17 protein-coding genes are annotated in these 21,155 nt (G+C 54.6%); 1 reads left to right on the top strand and 16 read right to left on the bottom strand.

Features of this window, described 5'->3' with window-relative positions; genetic code table 11:
* Positions 1 to 60: 60 nt before the first annotated feature.
* From P0111_06380 to P0111_06330, 11 genes are all read right to left on the bottom strand, one after another.
* Positions 61 to 1,209, bottom strand: a complete 1,149-nt coding sequence (locus P0111_06380) for a glycosyltransferase family 2 protein (GenBank protein ID MDF0643639.1) — start codon at positions 1,207 to 1,209, stop codon at positions 61 to 63.
* Complete coding sequence (locus tag P0111_06375; protein ID MDF0643638.1) at positions 1,206 to 2,456, bottom strand: DegT/DnrJ/EryC1/StrS family aminotransferase; 1,251 nt, start codon at positions 2,454 to 2,456, stop codon at positions 1,206 to 1,208. Before P0111_06375 ends, P0111_06380 begins: the two co-directional genes overlap by 4 nt.
* On the bottom strand, positions 2,453 to 3,487 hold the full coding sequence (locus tag P0111_06370; protein MDF0643637.1) for a FemAB family PEP-CTERM system-associated protein: 1,035 nt from the start codon (positions 3,485 to 3,487) through the stop codon (positions 2,453 to 2,455). Before P0111_06370 ends, P0111_06375 begins: the two co-directional genes overlap by 4 nt.
* 40 nt (positions 3,488 to 3,527) lie before the next feature.
* On the bottom strand, positions 3,528 to 4,619 hold the full coding sequence (locus P0111_06365) for a glycosyltransferase (protein ID MDF0643636.1): 1,092 nt from the start codon (positions 4,617 to 4,619) through the stop codon (positions 3,528 to 3,530).
* 211 nt (positions 4,620 to 4,830) lie between these two features.
* Complete coding sequence (locus P0111_06360; protein ID MDF0643635.1) at positions 4,831 to 5,841, bottom strand: SDR family oxidoreductase; 1,011 nt, start codon at positions 5,839 to 5,841, stop codon at positions 4,831 to 4,833.
* An 18-nt stretch (positions 5,842 to 5,859) separates the two neighbouring features.
* Positions 5,860 to 7,707, bottom strand: coding sequence for a carbamoyltransferase (locus P0111_06355; GenBank protein ID MDF0643634.1), 1,848 nt, complete (start codon positions 7,705 to 7,707; stop codon positions 5,860 to 5,862).
* A gap of 38 nt (positions 7,708 to 7,745) precedes the next feature.
* Positions 7,746 to 8,702, bottom strand: coding sequence for a glycosyltransferase family A protein (locus P0111_06350; protein MDF0643633.1), 957 nt, complete (start codon positions 8,700 to 8,702; stop codon positions 7,746 to 7,748).
* 131 nt (positions 8,703 to 8,833) lie between these two features.
* Positions 8,834 to 9,859 carry a glycosyltransferase gene (locus P0111_06345; protein ID MDF0643632.1) on the bottom strand — a complete coding sequence of 342 codons (1,026 nt, stop codon included), beginning with the start codon at positions 9,857 to 9,859 and terminating at the stop codon, positions 8,834 to 8,836.
* A gap of 127 nt (positions 9,860 to 9,986) precedes the next feature.
* A complete protein-coding gene (locus P0111_06340; GenBank protein ID MDF0643631.1) occupies positions 9,987 to 10,895 on the bottom strand; it encodes a glycosyltransferase in 909 nt (302 codons plus the stop codon).
* A gap of 126 nt (positions 10,896 to 11,021) precedes the next feature.
* On the bottom strand, positions 11,022 to 12,245 hold the full coding sequence (locus tag P0111_06335) for a glycosyltransferase family 4 protein (protein MDF0643630.1): 1,224 nt from the start codon (positions 12,243 to 12,245) through the stop codon (positions 11,022 to 11,024).
* Between the two features lie 5 nt (positions 12,246 to 12,250).
* Positions 12,251 to 13,732: a UbiA family prenyltransferase gene (locus P0111_06330; GenBank protein MDF0643629.1), complete on the bottom strand. Its 1,482-nt coding sequence runs from the start codon at positions 13,730 to 13,732 to the stop codon at positions 12,251 to 12,253.
* A gap of 303 nt (positions 13,733 to 14,035) precedes the next feature.
* On the opposite strand from P0111_06330, the gene P0111_06325 reads away from it, so the two are divergent.
* Positions 14,036 to 14,188, top strand: a complete 153-nt coding sequence (locus P0111_06325; GenBank protein MDF0643628.1) for a hypothetical protein — start codon at positions 14,036 to 14,038, stop codon at positions 14,186 to 14,188.
* 52 nt (positions 14,189 to 14,240) lie between these two features.
* On the opposite strand, the gene P0111_06320 is transcribed toward P0111_06325, so the two are convergent.
* From P0111_06320 to P0111_06300, 5 genes are all read right to left on the bottom strand, one after another.
* Positions 14,241 to 14,489 carry an acyl carrier protein gene (locus P0111_06320; GenBank protein ID MDF0643627.1) on the bottom strand — a complete coding sequence of 83 codons (249 nt, stop codon included), beginning with the start codon at positions 14,487 to 14,489 and terminating at the stop codon, positions 14,241 to 14,243.
* 55 nt (positions 14,490 to 14,544) lie between these two features.
* Positions 14,545 to 16,113 (bottom strand): AMP-binding protein, encoded by a 1,569-nt coding sequence (locus P0111_06315; GenBank protein ID MDF0643626.1) that lies wholly within the window; start codon positions 16,111 to 16,113, stop codon positions 14,545 to 14,547.
* 73 nt (positions 16,114 to 16,186) lie between these two features.
* Positions 16,187 to 17,719 (bottom strand): DUF5989 family protein, encoded by a 1,533-nt coding sequence (locus P0111_06310; protein ID MDF0643625.1) that lies wholly within the window; start codon positions 17,717 to 17,719, stop codon positions 16,187 to 16,189.
* On the bottom strand, positions 17,716 to 18,858 hold the full coding sequence (locus P0111_06305; protein MDF0643624.1) for a hypothetical protein: 1,143 nt from the start codon (positions 18,856 to 18,858) through the stop codon (positions 17,716 to 17,718). The genes P0111_06310 and P0111_06305 overlap by 4 nt, the downstream gene beginning before the upstream one ends.
* 757 nt (positions 18,859 to 19,615) lie before the next feature.
* Positions 19,616 to 21,085, bottom strand: coding sequence for a glycosyltransferase (locus P0111_06300; protein ID MDF0643623.1), 1,470 nt, complete (start codon positions 21,083 to 21,085; stop codon positions 19,616 to 19,618).
* Positions 21,086 to 21,155: the final 70 nt, after the last annotated feature.

The following is a 21,155-nucleotide window of genomic DNA, read 5'->3' as shown; positions in this document are numbered from 1 at the left end:
CCCTGCCTCCCGCCAGCCTGGTGTCGCTCGTCTCATGTTCAGGCGCGTCTCGGTCGGTCCTCACCGCTTCGACGGATTCCAAGACACAATGCGTTCGCCTCTAAAATACCGTATCCACGCGTCAAGAATCGAAATATTGACCATGACGAAGAACGACGGAATCCGCAGCACTCCGATATTCGGCATTTGCTGCGTGAGCAAATAGAAAAAGGCCAGCGCGTAGAACATCGCTTGAGCCAGCAACATAACCTGATAGAAGTGTGATGAGGCGGCTAGGACGAGGTTCGAGATCAGCGTGCCGATCATGGCAAATGGAACCAGCCACCGGCACAGTTTATGACTCAATAACTGCCAGGCAAACAGGTGATACCGGACTGGGTTGAGTAAAGACAAGCTTCGCATAAATACCGAAATCCCTCGAACGACGGTTCGCACCTTCCGTTCGTACTCTTTCCTCTGATCCGCAAGGTTCCTATAGTACCCGATGCTGTCCGGATCGGCGACACCCCGAAGCCCGAGCCGAACGCAGTTCAACAGCGTGTTGAAATCGCTTTGTAGGTCCGGCGCCCAGTTTCGACATACCTCACGTCGTGCGGAAAAAAAAGACCCGCTGAGCCCGACCAGAGTATTGACTCTGGATTCCAGACTACGCAACACCATTTCGTAGCGGACATAGACACCTTCCCCACTGACGACCCCGTCGGTATCGATAAACCGGTCCATGCTGCTGACACATCCGACGGTCTCATCTGAAAAGTTGTTGACGATTTCGATGATGGCCTTTGGTTCAAGTATGGTCGCCGTGTCGGAAAACACCAGGACGTCCCCGGTGGTGGATTCGACCGCCAACTTCTGAGCAGCCTCCTTGCCGGCTTTGATATTGGAGCGAATCAGACGTACCCCGACAGACGCAAATGAGCGCACAATATCGTCGGTCGCATCGGTGGAGCAATCGGACGCGACGGCTAGTTCGAGCTTCTCTCGTGGATACTCCAGCTTGAGGGTGTTCTCTAGCTTCTCGCGTAGACGCTTCTCCTCGTTGTAGGCGGTGATGATGACCGAGACAGTCGGACGGCATTCCGACTTCCTCACTGGTCTGCTGCGGAGCAAACCGAGGGAAAAAAGACACAGCGGGTATCCGGCATAGGCATACCCGATGAAACCGACCGATAACCAGAATAGCGCCTCCATACCGTCGTCCATCGTCATCGCGAACTGCATTGATCGACCGGGACAGAACACGCACCGGTATTTCTGGACCGAGACTCTGAAATTTCCAAAGCCCGGCAGATCCTCAGGCGATCCGATTCCGTTACGAATTCGTGCGTCGGCAGCGTCACCAATCGATCGACAATTTCTTGCGCCCCCGGACATTTCCGGTCCATGATCCGCCCTGCCAATTCTGGAATGTCCTGAATTGTCGTGGGATAGCTCGAACTTACTCCAGCACCGTATTCTTGACTGCGTGCACACGCTTCGCGCTTGGCGATCCTGTCCCGCAATAGCACCGGCAACCTGAGATAGATGCTCTCAGGATGCGTGATCGGTTGCATGTCATTGAGATCCTCAGCCAATCCCGCAAGCAACCCTCTAGCACATGCCGCGCGGTCCTTATTTGCCTTGGCCAGCCGACGCTCCCAGCCCTTCAGTTGACGGGCTCGAACCTCGTCCATGCGATACACCGGAAAATCAGTGTGGAACCTGGTTTCTCCGAGGCCAAGAAATGGAAGTCCGGCCGGCAACCAATACCAGGTCGGACGAATAAACATCCGCATGAGCATCAACTCGATCCAATTACGTAGGACTTCGCCAAAAGAAGGAGCCGCCAGCTTCGAGTATTCGGTGCGGATCGCTTCAGTCAAAGTCGGTGACTTTGTGACAATGATTCCACCTGTCCCGCTGGTGAGGTTCTTTCCACGACCGAGACTGAAAAACGCCACGTCCCCTTCCGCACCGACGAGTCCATTTTTGGACCCACCACCCATTGCCTGTGCGGCATCCTCGACGACAGCGATCCCTCGCATGCTACACAGTTGCATCACACGTCGTACGTCAGCCGGAAGGCCGAACAGATGAGTCGGCACGACGCAGAGAATATTCTCGTTCACGAGCCGCTCCAACTCTGTGAAGTCGAAATCCAGCGTACGCGGATTCACATCACATAAAACAACCTCCAAACCTGCCTTGACGATTGCCGACGGCACGGAAAAACAGGTATAGGCCGGAATGATCACCCGCCGTCGGCTTGAGCCAGCCGCCAGGGCCTTGAGAATCACCACTAGCGCGGCTTTCCCTGATGAAACCAGGAACACGCCTCGGACCTGAAACTTGGCTTCCAATTCTTCAATCAAACATTCACGGTATTCCCGCCCTCTGACGAGTCCGGCGAGGGAGCCGACGAGATTGGAGAGAGAAAGCGGGGCCGATGTGGGTGCCAGAGTGCGCTGCGGCTTCATGGCAGGTACTTAACGATATGGGGACCGATCAGATTGGCTGCGAAGAGCGGGAGCCGCCGCCACAGACCGATCGCCGCCTTGAACTTCGGATTGTCGGGATTCAGCCGAGGCATGTCCCGATCTTGGCCCAGCCAGTAGTACCAATACAGCGGTCGCGGTTGAGCTCCCCATTGTTGCTTGAAGCGGTATGTCCCGCTGTCTACGGACGATCGTCCAAAATCAAACTCCGTAAATCCTTCCCGGCAGGCGTATTCCAAAACGGTATGATACAAGAACATATTCGGTGCGAGCCGGCCATATCGCTTGTCCGATGCCGCCCAGGGGATTTCCAGCACTCGACGGAACCCATAGACGAGCCCCGCAGCGAGCGGTTTCCCCTGCAGCGAGACGACACACAGACGTGTCTCCTTGGGAAATTCGTCTGCGATCGCTCGGAAGAAACCCTTTTCATATACAGGGGTGCCGAGATCCCTCATACATCGGGAGAAGACAGCGTAATAGTCATTTAGTAATTCTCCGCCCCCGATGCGAACCTCCATTCCCTCCTTCTGGCCTCGTCGGACCTGACTTCGCAGCTTCGATGGATAGGCCCTGAACAAAGCCTCCGGGTCAGAAGGCAGAGCTAAGCGCATGGAAACCTTGTGACGACTTACCGGCCAATCAGTCTCCAAGGGTGCCGCCTGTCTCAATTCGATGTGACCGGCTCCAAGTTCGCGGGCAAGATTACCGGCCCGTGCCAACAACTTTTCGGTGGCCCTCCGATCCTCCGCTAGGACACCCCCATAGTTGAAAAAAGCCAGAGACGTCAAAAAACTTCCGAACATCGGGCTTCTTGTCAGAACCAGCGGAAGCACACCACGGACAGTATCGTGGTCGTCCTTGGCCATCAAGTAAAAGGTGCGGTGCCCGAACACGCGGGTCACGACCTCTCGCCAGGCCAGGCTATGGTAGCCGGAGGCATCCGGCTGACTCAACACAAACGCATCCCATAGTGCGGCATCAGCAGCAGTGTCCAGAAGGGCAACGTTCATGGATTTCCTGTCTGGGAGCGAACGGTGAGAGAACTGCCGTTCAGTTCACCCGATAAGAATGCCCGTTGCGAGAAGTGATTACTGAGTCGATTGCCGTCTCCAGCGAGCGAGCCATGGCAGCCCATGAATGACGCTCACGCACCCGAGCCAATCCGTTTGCGCCCAAGCGCTGAGCCTCAACCGGATTTTCCAGCAGGTGCACGACCTTATGCGCAAAGGCTTGCGCGTCGCTCGCCAGCGCCACTTCTCGGTTATCGACAAGATCCAATCCTTCAATACTGAGGGGCGTTGCGACAGTGGCCTTTTCCATTGCCATAGCAATCAAAATCTTGTTTTTTACGCCGGTGCCCAGTCGGAGAGGGCAGACCACGACAGCTGATGACCTTACGAACGGCCGTACGTCAGCGACCTCACCGGTGACGTGAATGCCCGGTCGATTCGCCAGGTTGCGAACGTCCTCAGACGGACCGTTTCCGACGATCCAGAACTGCGCGTTGGGACGCTTCACCCTGATTAGAGGGAAGATCTCCTCCGAGAAATAGCGTGCCGCGTCTTGATTGGGTGGATATCCCATCACACCGGTGAATACCAGCTTGTCCGCCTCCGCTTGACTCTGTCCGGGCGAGAAGTAGTCCATGTCGACCCCGTTCGTCACGGTCAGCGTGTTCGAAGAGGCCGACAACTGCTTGATAACCCCTTCGTCAACGGCGGAATTCATTACAACCAGATCGAAAACTTTTCCGACAGAGCGTTCAAGTTGCCTGGCTCGTACCAGATGGACCCACGCGGACAACTTCTTCGACAGCCTTCGTTCCGACCGCAACACGCGGGCCCCCATAAGCGTAATGGAATCCGTGAGATCCACGATCGCAGGAATCGGCCGATCTTCCCCAACGTATTCAGTCATGAAAATTAGATCAGCGTAAATCAGATCGACTTTCTCCTCGACACACAGCGCCTCGATCTTTGCCCGCACCATGCGATAGTAGGTTGGCTGCCTGTACCGCGTCTCGAAAAAAGCCGCCAGATTTGCCCGATGCCATTGCTGTCCCCACCACGTTGGCTGAGGAGGGTCCGGCAAGACCTCGACACGCGAGAAGATCCGAGCAGAGGTAGGATCGTTGAGAAACATTCGGTATCGCTCCCGCGATGAGCAGCGACAGGCCAACAATAGCTCATGGTGCCCGGCAAGTTCCCGACAGAGGCTAAACAACCTTGGAGATCCAGGCATGCTTGAGGTAGCAGGAACATCAGAGGTCATCACCAATATCTTCATGATCTACGTCTTGCGGGGTTACCTTGATCATCGCATGCCATTACGAACCGCGCCGCGCCACAGGTCGTCATTCCACTACGACCTGGCTGAAATACTCAATGGTCTTTCGGAGACCATCCTCAAGCTCCACCTCCGGTTCCCACCCCAGCAACTGTTTTGCAAGACGAATGTCAGGGCGTCGGACCTTCGGATCATCGGCCGGCAGTGCTTTATATTCGATCTCACTCTTCGAGCCTGTCAACTTCAGCACGAGTTCCGCAATTCCCCTGACAGTCAACTCTCGAGGATTGCCGATATTGACGGGGTTATGAATGGTTTCGGGCAAGGGTTGCGGGGATTTGGTAAGGAATTTCGCCCGGTTCGTGCGTTCCGCTACAGGCTTGTCCGAATCAATCAACAGGAGCGACATAATGCCGCGAACCAAGTCGTCGACATAACAGAAACTTCTGGTCTGACTCCCGTCGCCGAATATCGTCAACGGCTTCCCTTCCAGCGCTTGCACCACGAAGTTGGATACGACTCGTCCGTCGTGAGGACGCATCCTCGGACCATACGTATTGAAAATCCTGACGATACGGGTGTCGACCCCATGATATCGGTGATAGGCCATCGTCATGGCTTCCGCAAACCGTTTTGCCTCGTCATAGACGCCACGTGGGCTGATGGGATTGACATTCCCCCAATAGGTTTCCGGTTGGGGATTGACCAACGGATCGCCATAGACCTCCGACGTACTTGCCAACAACAACCGAGCGTGTTTCGCCTTGGCCAAGCCCAGCACTTTGTGCGTGCCCAGCGCACCGACTTTCATTGTTGCAATGGGCATCTCCAGATAGTCCTGGGGACTGGCCGGCGACGCAAAATGCAAGATTGCATCAAGCGCGCCGTCGACATGAATGTAGTCGCACACGTTATACTTCACAAAACTGAACCGAGGATGTCCCATTAAATGTGCGATATTTTCCGCGCGTCCGGTGATCAGATTGTCCATGACGATGACGTCATATCCTTTTCCAATCAGCAGATCACTGAGGTGACTACCCAGGAATCCTGCGCCTCCGGTGATGAGAACCCGCATAGCCGTGTCTCCCTTTCTTTAGTCCAATTCAAACTCTTTTTTCCAATCCGTATCTTCCGCCATCGGCGTTTGATCCTGCTTGTACAGAACGCAATTCTCGAGCACAAGGACGTCCATCTCTGTACGCATGAAGCACCGATAGGCATCCTCCGCCGTGCAGACGATCGGCTCTCCTCGTACATTGAACGAGGTATTGACCAGAACCGCATAGCCTGTTAGCGTCTCAAATGCTTTCAATAGGTCGTAGTATCGTGGATTGGTCTCCTGATGAATCGTTTGAACTCTCGCAGAATAATCGAGATGTGTGACCGCGGGGATGTCTGATCTCGGCACATTCAACAAGTCAATACCCCAGAGATCTTTCTGCGACGCGGTGATCGGCCGGCGTCGCTTTTCCAACACCGGCGCCACTATCAGCATGTACGGACTATCCGAGCGCAGATCGAAATAGTCCGACACGCGCTCACGCAGTACCGAGGGCGCGAACGGTCTGAACGATTCACGATACTTGATTTTCAAGTTCATGACCGACTGCATCTTCGCACTTCTCGCATCTCCGAGAATGCTGCGTCCCCCCAGGGCTCGAGGACCAAACTCCATGCGACCCTGCAGCCATCCCACGACCTTCTCTTGGGCAAGATCCTGTGCAACGTGCTCAAAGAGTTCCGAATCGGGCAGCCTGGTATACGGAGCGCCTTTCTGTTTGAGAAAGGACTCGATCTCTTCGTTGGTATGAGCTGGTCCCAGGTAGGACCCGCGCATACGGTCTTGCGTTCCATTCGAGATTCGAGGCTGATTCTCATACTGGTGCCAGACGCTCAACGCAGCACCCAACGCCCCTCCCGCATCACCGGCCGCCGGTTGGATCCAGAGATCCTTGAACGGCCCCTCTCTCAGAATACGACCGTTCCCAACACAATTGAGCGCCACACCCCCGGCCAGACACAGATAGTCGAGACCTGTCTCTTCGTGAAGCGACCGCGCGATACGAAGCATCACTTCCTCGGTCACCTCTTGAACAGAACGGGCAAGATCCATTTCTCGCTGCGTCAATCTAGACTCCGGTTTTCGCGGAGGCCCACCGAACAGGTCGTCGAACTTGTTTCCCGTCATGGTCAGACCGGTGCAGTAGCTGAAATACTCCATGTTCATCCGGAAGCTACCGTCCGGCTTCACATCGATCAGATGGTCATAAATGACTTTTGCATACTTTGGCTCCCCGTACGGCGCGAGGCCCATCACTTTGTACTCTCCAGAATTCACCTTGAAGCCGGTGTAATACGTAAACGCCGAATACAACAGGCCGAGCGAATGAGGGAATGGGATCTCCCATAGTGGCATCAATCGATTGCTTTCCCCCTTCCAAGCAGACGTTGTGGCCCATTCCCCCACGCCGTCCATGCAGAGCACCACGGCGGAATCGTATGGGGACGCGAAGAATGCCGAGGCTGCGTGCGATTCATGGTGTTCAGAAAAGAGCAATTGCGGAAGATCCCGCTTTTTCAGCCGGTGATCGTGTTTCAGAAATTCTTCACATAACAGCGTCTTCAGGAGCAGCTTCTCTTTCATCCAGACCGGCATTGCGGCCAGGAACGACTGCAGACCGCTCGGGGCAAAGGCCAGATACGTTTCCAGGAGACGCTCAAATTTCAGCAGCGGTTTGTCATAAAACACCAATCGGCTCGCTTCACCCAGCCGGATTCCACCAGTCTGCAAACAATAATCGATGGCCCGATGAGGAAATCCGGGATCGTGCTTCTTTCTGGTAAATCGCTCCTCCTGTGCCGCCGCGACAATTTCACCGTCTCGCACAAGACAAGCGGCGCTATCATGATAGTAGGCCGATATGCCAAGAATAGTGCTCATCAGAATATTCCCTCAGACTTCCAAGACATCGGTCGGTACTAATACCCACGCAACTGCTTCAACCTGCGAATTGCGCCGCCCCCCAACAAGGACATGAACAACCCTTTCCAAGACAGCCAGTAATTTGCCTCTTTCAGGCTCCGCAGATAATATTGCCGTGCCGGTTTCATCTCCTCCGCCATCTGATGACAGTATCCAAGCGCAAAAAACTGCATCGCAAGTTTTTTGCGGACCTTCTTTCGCGTCGAGTACGGAAGGGGACGATTCAATTGTTTCTGCATGACTTGTATGGAGTGGGGAACCAGCTTCGCATCGCCGAGGCCCGTTATTCCGTCCAGTCTGACCCGGTAGCGATGACCGATCATATCAATGAAGCCGATGTCATAAGCATACGCAATCCTCAGCCACAGATCGTAGTCTTCGGGACCTCTCAATCGTACGTCAAAGAGACCGACGTCCGCTAGAACTGCCTTGGGGACAACGACTCCTGACGTACCAATAAAGTTTTCCACAATCAAGGCGTCATAGGCCGCCTCGGCGTTGAGGACATACTGAGAAGCTCCCACGGACCGCTTCGGAGCTCTTTTGAAGTATTCGTAGGTGTCCAGAAATGCGCCGGCATGTTGACCATGTACTTCGTCAAATTTCACGAAATCGGCAAAGACGAGCCCGAGGTTCGGCTGACAATCCAGAAGATCCACCGCACATCGAATCTTACCAGGAAGCATGATGTCATCTGAATCCAGGAATGCGACATACTTGCCTTGCGCATGCTGGATTCCCGTATTTCTGGGACCGGAAGGACCACCACTGTTCGGCTGATACACATACTTCACCCGATCGGACTCGACGTTGCCCACCACCTCCTTCGTGTGATCGGTTGATCCATCGTCTATGACGATCACTTCGAGCTTCGGGTAGTCCTGTCGGATAACGGAATCCAGGGTCTCCAGGATGTAGCTCGCACAGTTGTACGCGGGTATCACGACGGACACCAGGACAGGATCGTTAGCATCACCAGGAGGAATGGCCTCTCTGGGTTTGTCGGATACTGATGTTGCTGCAGTCATCTCTTCCACACTCGGCGGACTCTCGTGCCATCTCGCTCAGGGAATAGATCAAGCCTCTAGTACTGTGCTTGAGTGCCGTTACGAGGCCCAGCCTTACGAGGTCTTCGAATAGTTCGTATCGCCTCCACAACCCGTGTCGGCAAGAAGGAGCAACACCAATAAAGCCATGTCCTAGGGACAAAAGGCTTCGCCCGGATCGCAGCTGAGAAATGTCGCCTGGCTTCGTGAAACTGATTGTGTCCGAAATGGTTCCAACCAGCTTCCCACGCATGTCTGCCTAGAATGTCTCTCAGGAGCTCCATATGCTGAGCAGGCACCAACTCCATTCGTCGGTGCTTTTCACGAACCGCTATATGAGCTTCGAGCCAGCGCAGTGCCCGAACGTCCTCTCCTCCCGACAACCCATCATTATGGACACGATATCTACACAACACCCTGTCGATGAAGATCATTGGACACGATCTTGCGATTCGCAACCAGAGATCGTAATCTTCTCCCACTTTGAAGTTTTCATCGAAGAGGCCCTGCTCCTCCACTGCCTTGCGCCGTACCAGGACGGACGACGTATTCATGCAGTCTTGAGTCAGGAGTTGGGAGTATAGGTTGCCACAGTACCAACCAGGCAGGTCTGAAACATGAGAACGACGCCACTCCTTCAGCATGTCTCGGTTCATGGCCGCCTGAATGACGGTGCTGTCTCGGAACATCATCGTGTCCGTGAAAACGAGGCCGGCCTGAGGAAATTTTCGCAAGGCGGATACCTGCATCGAAAGTTTGTCCGGGAGCCACTCATCATCAGCGTCCAAAAACGCGATGAACTCGCCTCGGGCTTGGCGAATCCCGAGATTTCTGGCCGCGGAGACACCACGGGACTCCTGATAAGTGTAACGAACCCTGGCATCGGATTTCCTGGCGATCGCAGCACACGAATCATCGGTGGAGCTATCGACCAAGAGTATCTCAATTCCGACGCCCTGTTGATTAAGCGCGCTGGTCAATGCCTGCTGAAGATATTCCACGCAGTTATAAATCGGAATGACGACACTCACCGTGGGAACAGTCATTTTCTCCTCACCTTCCACAACCGACGGCACATGACCGCTATGGATGCTGCTTATCGACCTTTGTAGGATGCGGCAGGTTTTAATCTAAAACGATCATCAACTTACAGTACCTTGTGCGGACAAGCGGGAACGACAGCGGCCCTTCTCACTTCATTCTGACGAAGCGTCCAAAGCTCACCCTGGCATCAATGAGTTCGCGAATCCACACCTCCGGCGGCGAGATTAGCCGGTGAAATCTGTACTTGATTTCAGCCGTGATGATCTGTCTCCAAAGCCATCTGGGTTTCCCGAGAATGGTAGGCCCGTCCCACTCCGGCTCTTTCATGGCAAGGTACTGGCCGTAGCCCAAGTAGTAGTCTCTGAGATAGCCTGTGGTCATGCGTTCGGGCGGAACATAGTGACGGACGCCTGCGCCCGGCACCCACCACCCGGCATTCCCTTCTGTAAGAAGTTTGTTCACAAGATCTATCTCTTCCCCCCTGATGCTGCTCCCCGGTCGAAGTCCAAATCGCGCGTCATACAGATTGCGTTGTTGCTCATTGGTTCGTACCACGAAGTTGGCGCCGTACGGCGTACGTTTGCGTCCGTCAAACTGGATCGGCTCTGGACCGAGGTCCCGGATGGCATACGCGTCGGCCACACGCGGCCATACCTGCTCAAGCCAAGTCGGTGGGGTCTCAACGAACCAGGGGGTTATCGGGCCTCCGAACACCACCGCTTCAGGCCATCGTTGAAACGCCTTCGCATAATTAGCGATCCAGTTTTCGTCCACCAGCACATCATCGTCCGTCCAGAGAATATACTGGCCTTTCGCTTCCCGCACAGCGGCATTTCTCGCGTTGGACTGACCTGGTTTCGCTTCAACTAACAGGCGAGTCGGCAGTCTTGAGGCAAACGAGTCGACCACATGATCGGTGTCGTCCGTACAATTGTTATTGACGACCAATAGTTCCCACTCGACCCCCAGAGGGATGTTCAACTTGGTCATCTGCTCCAGGCATTGTCGAAGCAACCTGCTCCGATTCCAGGTACACACAGCAACGGTCAACAGCATGCCGGGGCTCCTACCATTCAGAAGAGTTTACGTTCAAAGCCAGCGACTAAGAAGAATATTCTATAGCAAACGATCGTGCAGTCAACTGATGGAACAGACGCGCCTGGCCGTCACAAGCAAGAACAGCTATCTTAGGGGTCCACGGAAAGTGCCCACGATACGGTCGATGGCTTTCTCCCAGGAATACCACTCGGACGCGAGCGCGAGCGCGCCATGGCGGAGACGGTCTTTCAGGTCCGGGGCATCCATAATCGCCAAAATCGCAGCAGCCATCGGCTCCGGAGACTTGGGGGGACAGAAAAGGACATTCTCTCGATCAATAAACGGATCTTCAACCACCGAACCTTTCGTCGCAATGATGGGAAGCCCGTGGGCCGCAGCAGCAGCAAAGGAGCTATTGTTCAAAAAGATGCCGTGGTCGGAGGCAAACACACAGGTGTCTGCGGCTCGAAGAAAGAGAGATGCTTCGTCGCTGTCGGTCTCATATTCCCCTATCCAGATAATTCTTCGCTGAATGCCCAATTGCTCGGGCAATTCACGCAGTTCTCGAGCGTAGAACGGACGTTCGGGATATTCACGGTCTAGTATTCCGCCGATCACGATCAGCCGGGCGTTGCTTCGTTGGTTGCTGACGAGCTGAAAAGCTTTGAAGAGAGTTTCCACTCCTTTTGATGGATAAATGTAGCCGAAATAGGCCACCAAGAAATCATCCGATGCGAGGCCGAGCTTTTCACGGTAGCGTTGCCTGGAAACCCCGCCATCCTCCCGGGACATTCGGAGCAATGGAGGAGGAGGAACTAGGACGCTTTTTGCCTGCACGTCCGGTCCGTGAAGCATCAATCTGCTGCGGTGATGGTTGCTCAACACAATCACGGCATCGCTATCTCGCAGCAGAGTTCCGAACTCGTAATCGACATCTCTTGGGCCTGCCCATTGTTGAACGGCTTTGCGAAGTCCTCGGGTTAGCGTCGACCACTTGCCCGGAGTCCAGCCATGCGGATACTCGAAAAGGGTCACGAATCGCGCGCGTGGGAGTAAAGCTCGGCAAATGGTCGGCGCGAACGTCATCATGGGATGCTCGTTGTAGATCCATCCGATATAGATCAAAAACACCACGTCAGGGGAACAACGTTTCACGAAGGTGATCAAGCGCGGGAGGTCGGACCACGACCAATCGGTCATCACAGGGTATGCGGTGAACGGCTCATTGACCGGTTCCTCATGGCCCTTTGTCGTCAGTACGTGCACATCTAATCCCTTCTGTCCCAGCTGCCGGGAAAGATTCAGCGCATGGTCTGCTTCGCCGGCTCGCATCGGCGGAAAGGCGGCAGTGATCAGAAGAACTTTCATTGCACCTACTTCGCCATCAGCATGATGAGACCGGCGGCCGCTCCGACGACATAACTCATCTTATCGCGGACCGCGAACACGATGGGATCATGAAACATCTGCCCCCGTGAACAGATGAGCCACATGCGACTGATCCAATACAAAATCACAGGGCACAGGAGCCAGAGCAGCGACGGTCTGGAATAGAGCTTCGCCACATCGGGGCTGCTGACATAAAGAGCTAGCACCAAGCAGGCTATATACCCGCTTGTCGGCCCTGCCGAGAGCACAAACTGGACGTCGCTGAGACTATACCCTCGCCCGTGGGCGGCATGCCCGCCCGATCGCCCCAACATCAACAATTCGGAGCCTCGCTTGATAAAAGCCAAGCTGAGAAAGGTGAAGCCCGAAAACGCCATCAACCATGGAGAGACAGATACTCCGATGGCCACAGAACCGGCGTAGATACGGATGGTATACAGTCCGCCCAAGCTGAGCACATCGACAACGGCCCGTTTCTTGAGATCGACTGAATAGGCCGTCGTCCCCGCAAAGTAGAGAGCCAGGAGCCAGTTAAACATTGCCGGCAAGAATGAAGCGACCGCAAAACCAGCGCCCAAAAACACCGGCGCGATGAGGAGCCCCCACCAGGGCGACAGGTTTCCCGCCGCAAAGGGGCGTTTTTGCTTCGATGGGTGTTGGCGGTCCGATTCCATGTCGAGCAGATCGTTCAGCACGTAGGCGCTCGACGCGCACAAACTGAAGGCCACAAATCCGATGACGGCCATTAGGCTCAACCGCCCTTCAGTAATCCGATGCGAGGTGATCAACGGGACGAAGAGCAGCACATTCTTCACCCATTGGTGCGGCCGAATGACTGCCACGATGTACCGAAGCGGGTTGACCCGCGGCTCAAAAACCTCCGTGACATGGGCTCTACGCCGAGCGCGTTTCAGGACGCGGTCGGGGGCGCCCACCACGATGGCTTGTCTAGCGTGCTCCCAGATAATCAGATCCACTCGTTCATTTCCGGCATAGTCAAACCCTCTTTCGCCGAATCGTGCAATGAGGGCCTGAACCTTCGCTTCACCGGTAAGATTGATCCCTCCTCCCGTCGCCATGACATCGTCAAAGAGCCGGAGGTGGTCTGCCACTCGCCGGGCAATCTCCATATGGGCTCCGGTGATCAAGACCAACTTACGACCGGCATCACGCTGCGCTCGAAGATAGTTCAGGAACCCCGACCGGTACGGAAGGCGGGTTACATCTGGCATGACGCGACGCGCAAGTTCCTGCTTTACGTGGGCTTTACCTTTCAACATCCAAACCACGAGCATGACGAGATAGGACGCGTTCGATTTCAGTAGTACGATAATCGATTCGATAAGACTGTCCGTCCTCAGCAGAGTCCCGTCCATATCGACGCAGAGGGGACAAGCGAGATCGACCGCGGCTTCACCATCGCCCTGTCCACCGGCCTGTTGCCTTACTGAATTACGCGTGATCATGGTCCAGTTCGTACAGAGCTACTCTTGTGTACTTTGTGAAAAGCCTCGAGGCGCCGGATGCGGGACGAACGCCACTGGACAGAAGGTCCTTGTTCCCAAAGCACCGCACATCGAGAATCGCTAGCGCCGCGCCAGTGATCAGCCAGGAAATGAGAACCATCGGATAGGACAGGACTCCAAAAGCGAACAAGGTTTCCGTGATTATTGTGGGCAATGGTCCCTCACACGACGGCGGCTGTCAGGATAGATTTTCTCCAGGAACAACGGGCTACCAGACCGATGAGAAGGATCAGCACAAAGGAGATGCACGAAGAAAGAATCGACATCGTTGCCAAGGTCATCTATTTCCTTCCCGGGACTGCGCACAGGCTTGCCGAGGGAGCGTACCTCTTCCGATGTATCGGAAAGGCCAGAATGGGCACCAGCCTATTCATTTGGGAAAATACGACCGAGTAATTGTACATCGTGAGTCCGGAGATGGAAGCATATTCGAACGATTCGTGTTGTGTCAGACCTGACCCCTTTTTGCATCAATCAGATCGATCAGGTCTCCGACGCTGTTCAAGCTCATGATCTCACGCAGTTTGAACTTGATTCCGAACGCGGTTTCCACCGCGCTGATCAGTTGGATGTGACGTAAGGAATCCCACTTTTCCACATCGTGCGCGGTCATCTCACGAGTAATCTTCAGGTCCATTTCTTCGAGAACTCTCTCGAACACGGACTTCAGGATTCCGACAATGTCTTCATGTTTCATTGATGTCCCACCTTTACATACGGGAAGCACATGCGCCGCGCGTCCCGACAGATTATCACACGCCGGATCCAGCTCTCTCTTGTTGATTGGCCGCTAATTTCTGCAGGTAGGCATTTTTCAGCGCCTTGCGATCGGTTTTACCATTGCTGTTGAGAGGGAAGAGGCCGACCGTGATGATCTCCTTAGGAAGCATGTATGCCGGAAGATGCTTTTTCAAATGATCCTCCAGGCCCTTTTTCAGTTCCTCTTCGCTTTCGATGAACAGGAGTATGTAGCGGCTGCCCGTCTCGCTGGTATTCACCGCAGCAACCACCTGCTTCTCTTCGCAGAACATACGGGTATGGAACTCGATCTCCTCGAGCTCGACGCGGTGGCCGTCGATTTTCACCTGGTTGTCTATTCGCCCTAGATAGAGGAAATCGCCCGTCTTATCGACTTTGCACAGGTCTCCGGTCCGGTAATATTTCTTACCCTCCGTTGTGGTCCCGAATGCCTCCGCAGTTTTTGACGGATTGTTCCAATAGCCAAGGGTGACCTGCTCGCCGCTCAGGCAGAGTTCTCCCTCTTCGTCCGATGTGCTGTCAATCATTTTGAACGCATCCATTCCTTCCATACTTTTGCCGATGGGAACAATTCCCTTCCCTTGCGGGTGCGGCGGTTCTCCCCGCCGCCATTCGTAACGCATGCAAAAGATCGTCGCCTCAGTGGGTCCGTATAGATTTTCGATCTTAGCGTTAGGAACGCACCTGGCCCACCCGGACAGGGTTTCATGGTATAGGGCCTCACCACAGAACAGGCTGTACCTCAGCTTTGGAAGGTCCAGCTCTCCGAAATAGGGCTTCAGGTAGTTGATGACCGAAGGAACCAGCAGAGCGACGGTGATGTTCTTGGCTTCGAGGATGTCGGCCACCTCCAGATACGCGATGCCCTTCCGGGGAATCGGATAGAAACTCGCTCCTACCGAGAGGGGGACGAGGAAGGAGAAAATCGAAAGGTCAAAGGTCAACTCAAACATCTGAAGGAAGCGGTCATTCTTGGTGAAATCATATTTTCCGCTTTCCAGCATCATGTCGAGAAACGCGGTAAGGTTCCGCTGATAAATCGGAACTCCTTTGGGTTTCCCCGTGGTGCCGGACGTGAACAGCAAGTAGCACGGATCTTCCTGCATCTGATCTACCGGATCCAATCTACCTGGGGCGGGATTAACCCGGTTGTTCAGCGGTCGACATTCAGTACCGAATGGACCGCAGAGTTCCCGAGCCGTATCTTCTTTGTCGCCAAACAACAGGAGTTTGATGCCGGCATCTGCAATAATTCCCACGTTTCGATCCACGGGAGCATGAGGATTCAACGGAACGTAACAGGCCCCACAGGACAGGATTCCGAGCAGCGAGGCATAGGTAAATACATTGTCCTCCATCAGCACGCCTATGCGGTCTCCCCTTCTGATGCCATGGGATTTTAGGAGTGTGCTGATGCACAAGGACAGGCCCGTTACTTCACGATAGGTGTATGATCGATCCCCGACACAGAGGGCCGGATCGTTCGGAAAGCGCGCTGAACATCCGGCAAACCTGGAAAGAACCGACCTTTCTTTCCCAGAAGTCCTTTTCCCATCAGTCATTATTCGCTCCTTTCCTACTGCTCAAGGAGTGCAGCGATCTTCTGCGTTGTAGAGGATAAGTCCCGGCCGGATGCTAAAACAAGGTATAGATGAACGGCGTGACGGCGATCACCGCTTCCCTCGTATACATGACCAATCCAACCAACAACGCCAGCACGGAGAGCGCCGGCGCAAACCACCACCACAGTCTCTGCGAGAAGAAATCGAACAGTGCACCGATGATCAAGGTAACATCGGCCGCCGGCACCGGACCGGCACTGGCCATCGGTGTTCGTGGTTCGCTGAGGGCCTCTCTGTATCGCGTTCTCCAGGATCGCAACAAGGAGTGTCCGGCTGCGACGAAAAAATAGCCGATCGCGCTGGCGAACGTGAGCGCGTAAAAGCTGCGCGGCATGGCAAAATGCCCGTAGGCCGCAGGCGTCATTGCTGTCCCCAACATCGTCCACGCCTGGGTCAAGTCATTGGCGCGGAAAATGATAAACCCCACCGCAAGCAGCAGAAAGGTCGTTCCCCAGGAAAGAGCCACTCCCACCTCGCGCGGCGGCCGGAGAGTGAATCGCCGTTTTACCTGCTGGCCCACACGGTGCATGACCAGCACCAGACCGTGATACATACCGTACACAACGTAAGTCCATTTGGCTCCATGCCACAGCCCGAAGAGCGTCATGGAGATAATAAACCCCACATAGGGCCACCAACTGTATTGTCGCCCCGCAACAGCAAGCGGATTGTACACATAGTCGCGAATCCAGAAGGAAAGCGACATGTGCCAGCGTGTCCAGAAAATAGATGGAGTGCGTGAAAGGAAGGGGCGATCGAAGTTTTCCGGAAGGCGGATGCCGAAAAGGCGCGCGGTTCCAATGACCATATGCGAGTAGCCCGCGAAGTCAAAAAATAGAAGAAACCCAAACCCAATACCCAAGAGCCACACATCGACAGCGCCCCACCCGACTTTCATCTGATCGAACCCAGCGGCAACACCTTCACCAGGCTGCCATCCGGTTGCCAGGATGTGGGCGAGCACATACTTCATCATGACGCCTTGGATAATCCGAAGACTCCCCGCGGACAGATCATCCCAGTTCAGGTGAGACAATTGTCGGAATTGCGGCAACATGCCTGGGAGGCGGCAAACAGGACCCGACATCACGGTTGGCCAGAACGCCATAAAAAGACAAAACTCGAGCAGCGAAGGGTCCGGTTCCTCTTCATAGTAGATATCGAACAGGTATGATAGTCCTTGGAATGTCCAAAAGGACATTCCAATCGGCATGAGGATTTGACGCGCAAGATCATATTCCCATGAATCAGCCGACCCAATTTCCAGCAACGCAGGCAAGTATTTGCAAAATGCCAGAGGCAGAAGGTTGAGCGCGACGCCGAGCCACAAACGTGGCGCCGTCGCTTTGCGGCGCAGGGATTGGCCGCAGGCGTAATTCATGAGCGAGCTTGCGATCAAGATACCCAGAAAACCGATCCCGCAACTGGCATAGAAGAGATAACTGGCGGCCAGAAACAGCAGCTGCCGTCCCCTGACCGAGGGCAGGCGCCACCCCACCAGGGTTAGGAGAAGAACGACTGACAAGCAGCCTATAGTCTGGATCATCGAAGTCCCTCTGATCCAGCAATAGCTCTCAACATCCTCTCGGCAATCAATTGGTTCCCGACTGGCGTGACATGGCTCTCGTCAATCCACACAAGTGGATCGTAACCATCAAAGACAGGAACCATTGAATAGAGATTCGGGTAGTTGGGCGACTCCCTTTCGACCGCCTGATAGACAGCTGTAACAAGGCTGTGCAGCGCCGCCTCGCTCTCCATCCTGCGTTTCATTTCTTGTTCTTCAGATGTGAGAGGTTTGTTGCCCATCGAGACTAGTGGCGGCAAGAAAAGGAAATACTTGAAACCGTACTCTCGGGCAAGCGCGTTCACAATCTCATAATTTCCAAAATATTCCCTTACGATCAAGGCACTCAAAGTGCCGACGTCAATCCCCATACTTTCATACGTGCTTATCTTGCGGGGAGCCGGTTCTTCCTGCTTCGAATCGGCGATCATCAGTTTGCCCATGAATAGGTCGATTAGCCTGTATGAATAGGTGCGTCTCATCAGATCCAGAAATGTGTCCGGCTCTCGATGCCCTTCGAAACGTGCAGCTATCTGATCGAAGTTCTCAAGAATGCCGACTCGACCTGATTGGTATGCGGCATATACGTCATCCGCAATGGTGTAAAACACAACCACATCCGGCACATTGCCGGATCGTAGTTGCATCAGAAGCGTGATAATGCCTTGCATCGACACATAGGCCGATTCTGCAAAATTGGTCACGCAAACCGGTCCCCGTCTTACTTTCTCAAGACCCTTCTGCAAATGGGCAGGGATTGTTCCCCAGCTCGGCGATCCCGTCCCCCACATTTCGGATGCGCCAAAGGTAAACACCTTGTACGAACCGGGCCTGCAATCCGCCCCGGGCGTCAATCTGACGCCCTCCTGATTGATTTCGATAGTCTGGCCTTTGAAGGGTGCTCTCCTCCAATCTACAAAGGGATAAAACTGTTGATTGCGGCTCCGCCGAAACTCGTACCAAAACCGTTCAGCCCAGTCTTGAGTGGCATAGTAGGAGACCTTCTCCCTCGAAGTCCCCTCCCCTATCAGTTGCTCAGTCGGTCTCGTGGTCCCCGCCGGCACCTGCACCGTGAAGAATCCGAGAGCCGCCAATTCGAAACAAGCGAACGCAATCATGGCGTTCAGCGCAAGGATGGCGACCCCTCGATATATGCACTTACTCATAAGGCTGACCTGCGCTCCATTTTCGTTCTGGACCGGTAGAGTCTACATCATGCCGGATATCAGCACGGCCCCAAGCAGCTGTGGCCTCATGAAACGAATCTGTAGGTCATGAGGAAGAATCAGGAAGGCTGTGGAGGCGCGCTCGCGAATCATCCAATTGGGCACACTCGAACCTATTTTATAGGGACTGTTTGCATCGACTCAACTATTTCTAGAAGCTCCTCCACTCTTCTGATGATAACCTTAGGTTCCAACATCTACGCTTCATCCAGCAGCAGAGCATACTGCACTGGTCCGTACCGCCGACCCTCATCTGGTAGACAGCGCGGCGGAGACGTAACCCGACCTGTCTGGACCAGGCCGCGCTAGACACCAGGGCATCTCCGAGCACGACGATGTCGGCGCGTTCTACCGATGGTGAGGTATTGATCCAGCCGCGCGAGTCGTGTACAGGGAGATTTAGGTTAGGACGGAAACCCAGCGGTTCGTCCAGAACAAGCCGAAGCCCTGCGGATGGATCGACGACTTGAGCGCGCAACTGCAGCGCATCTTCGAGCGACAAGAGCGCGATCAGGATCCCAAGACATCCTACCTCTACCTTGCCGAGTATTGTCCGAAGGTGTGACGTTGCGTCATGTTCATGAACCTGCGATTGATCCAGAACGACGGTCGGACTCTTGGTCTCACGCTACGATTGACGGGCCATATTTCAATGGGCCATTGCCCTGTCGTTCAAAATTTCGCGGTACCAAGAGAGAAATCCATCAACTTGGCCGTGCAAGCCGAATCGCTTGGCCGCATCTAGAGCCGCATTCTCTCCCAGGCGACGGCGTAACGTTTCGTCGCGCAGCAACCGTTCGATTCCCGCCGCCATCGCCTGGGCATCACCACCCGGAACCAGCACCCCAGTCGCCTCAGTCGTTCCATACTGATTTAGTCCAGAATTCCGCAAGTTGAATTGTGACAGCTCCAACCCCTTTACCTGCTCCGGTATGCCGCCAATCCCAGTTGCCACCACCGCCGTGCCACATGAGAGCGCTTCGATGACGGTTAAGGGACATACCTCGGCACGAGCTGCGTGGACATAGAGATCGGCTGCTTGAAAATAGCGGGCAACGGCGTGACGATCTTTCTGGTAAGGAACGAATCGGACTTCCGCCAAGCCGATCCGTTCGGGCGGCCCCTCTTCACCCAACGCAATAAAGATCAGATCATGACCATGCATGCGCTGAGCCACGGTGGCTACAGCGGCTTTCATGGTCGCATAATCTTTCCAAATGTTCCGCCGAATACCATTCGCGGTAAAAAGCAGTACCTTGGCGTCCTGCGGGATGCCCAGTCCAGAGCGCACACCCTGCCGGTCCGTCGGATGGAAAATGGAGAAGTCGACCCCATTCGGAATCACGCGAGTCTTCACAATGGCTGGCGCGAGGATGGACTCTTCGACTCTTCGCATGAGCCAATGAGAGGGGGCCGTCACATAGAGTCGGCTTCTTGCAAAAATGTCCCGCTTCCGACGCCAGTTGAAGGCCGTGGCGTCGCGTTCGATGGCCGGATAGATAGCAAGGTCCGGGCAACGGCCACAGCCGGTTTTCCACCGATCGCAGTCAAACGAATGTGCGCAATGACCGCTCAATAACCAGGCATCTCGAAGATTGACGATGACCGGAACCTCATAGCTGAGGCTTGAAAGAACGCGCAGGTCGAAGTAGTTGCCATGCAGGTTGTGGCAATGCACGATATCAGGTCTGCGTGGAGGGAGACTCAACAATCGCCACGTTCCAGGAAAATCAAACTCCTCCATCCCTAGGGATCGTTGCATCTGAAGCCAGGGATTCGACCAGGTCCTGAGCCATTCCCGTACTCGTCCTACCCCCGCCACGTCTTCTTCAACAGCCTGTAATCGTTCCTGGATATTCTCGTTGAGTCGCGTCCAGAGATTCCGGGGTCGCGCGTTGGGGATGACCAGCACATCCGCGTCGTCTGTGCGTTTCGTTCCGACGGCCAACCACGATTCATGGCCTCGATCTTTATAGGCGCGATACAGGTTCCACGCCGAGCGCTCCGCGCCACCGGCTCTGTCCGATGTACAGACTTGTAGAATTCTCAAGGGGTGAGATTTCACCAGGTTTGTATCTCCGTTCGCGGCATATGCACCTGGATTAGTTACTGTATTCATTTCCGGATCCTAATGGGAACCGACTCTCTACCCAATGCCAGGTGAGCACGAAGCAACGGACAGCCTATAG

Origin of the sequence: Nitrospira sp. (genome assembly GCA_029194535.1) — a bacterium.
Lineage (GTDB): Bacteria > Nitrospirota > Nitrospiria > Nitrospirales > Nitrospiraceae > Nitrospira_C.
The sequence above is the reverse complement of the archived record's forward strand: the minus strand, read 5'-3'. Positions and strand labels throughout refer to the sequence as shown.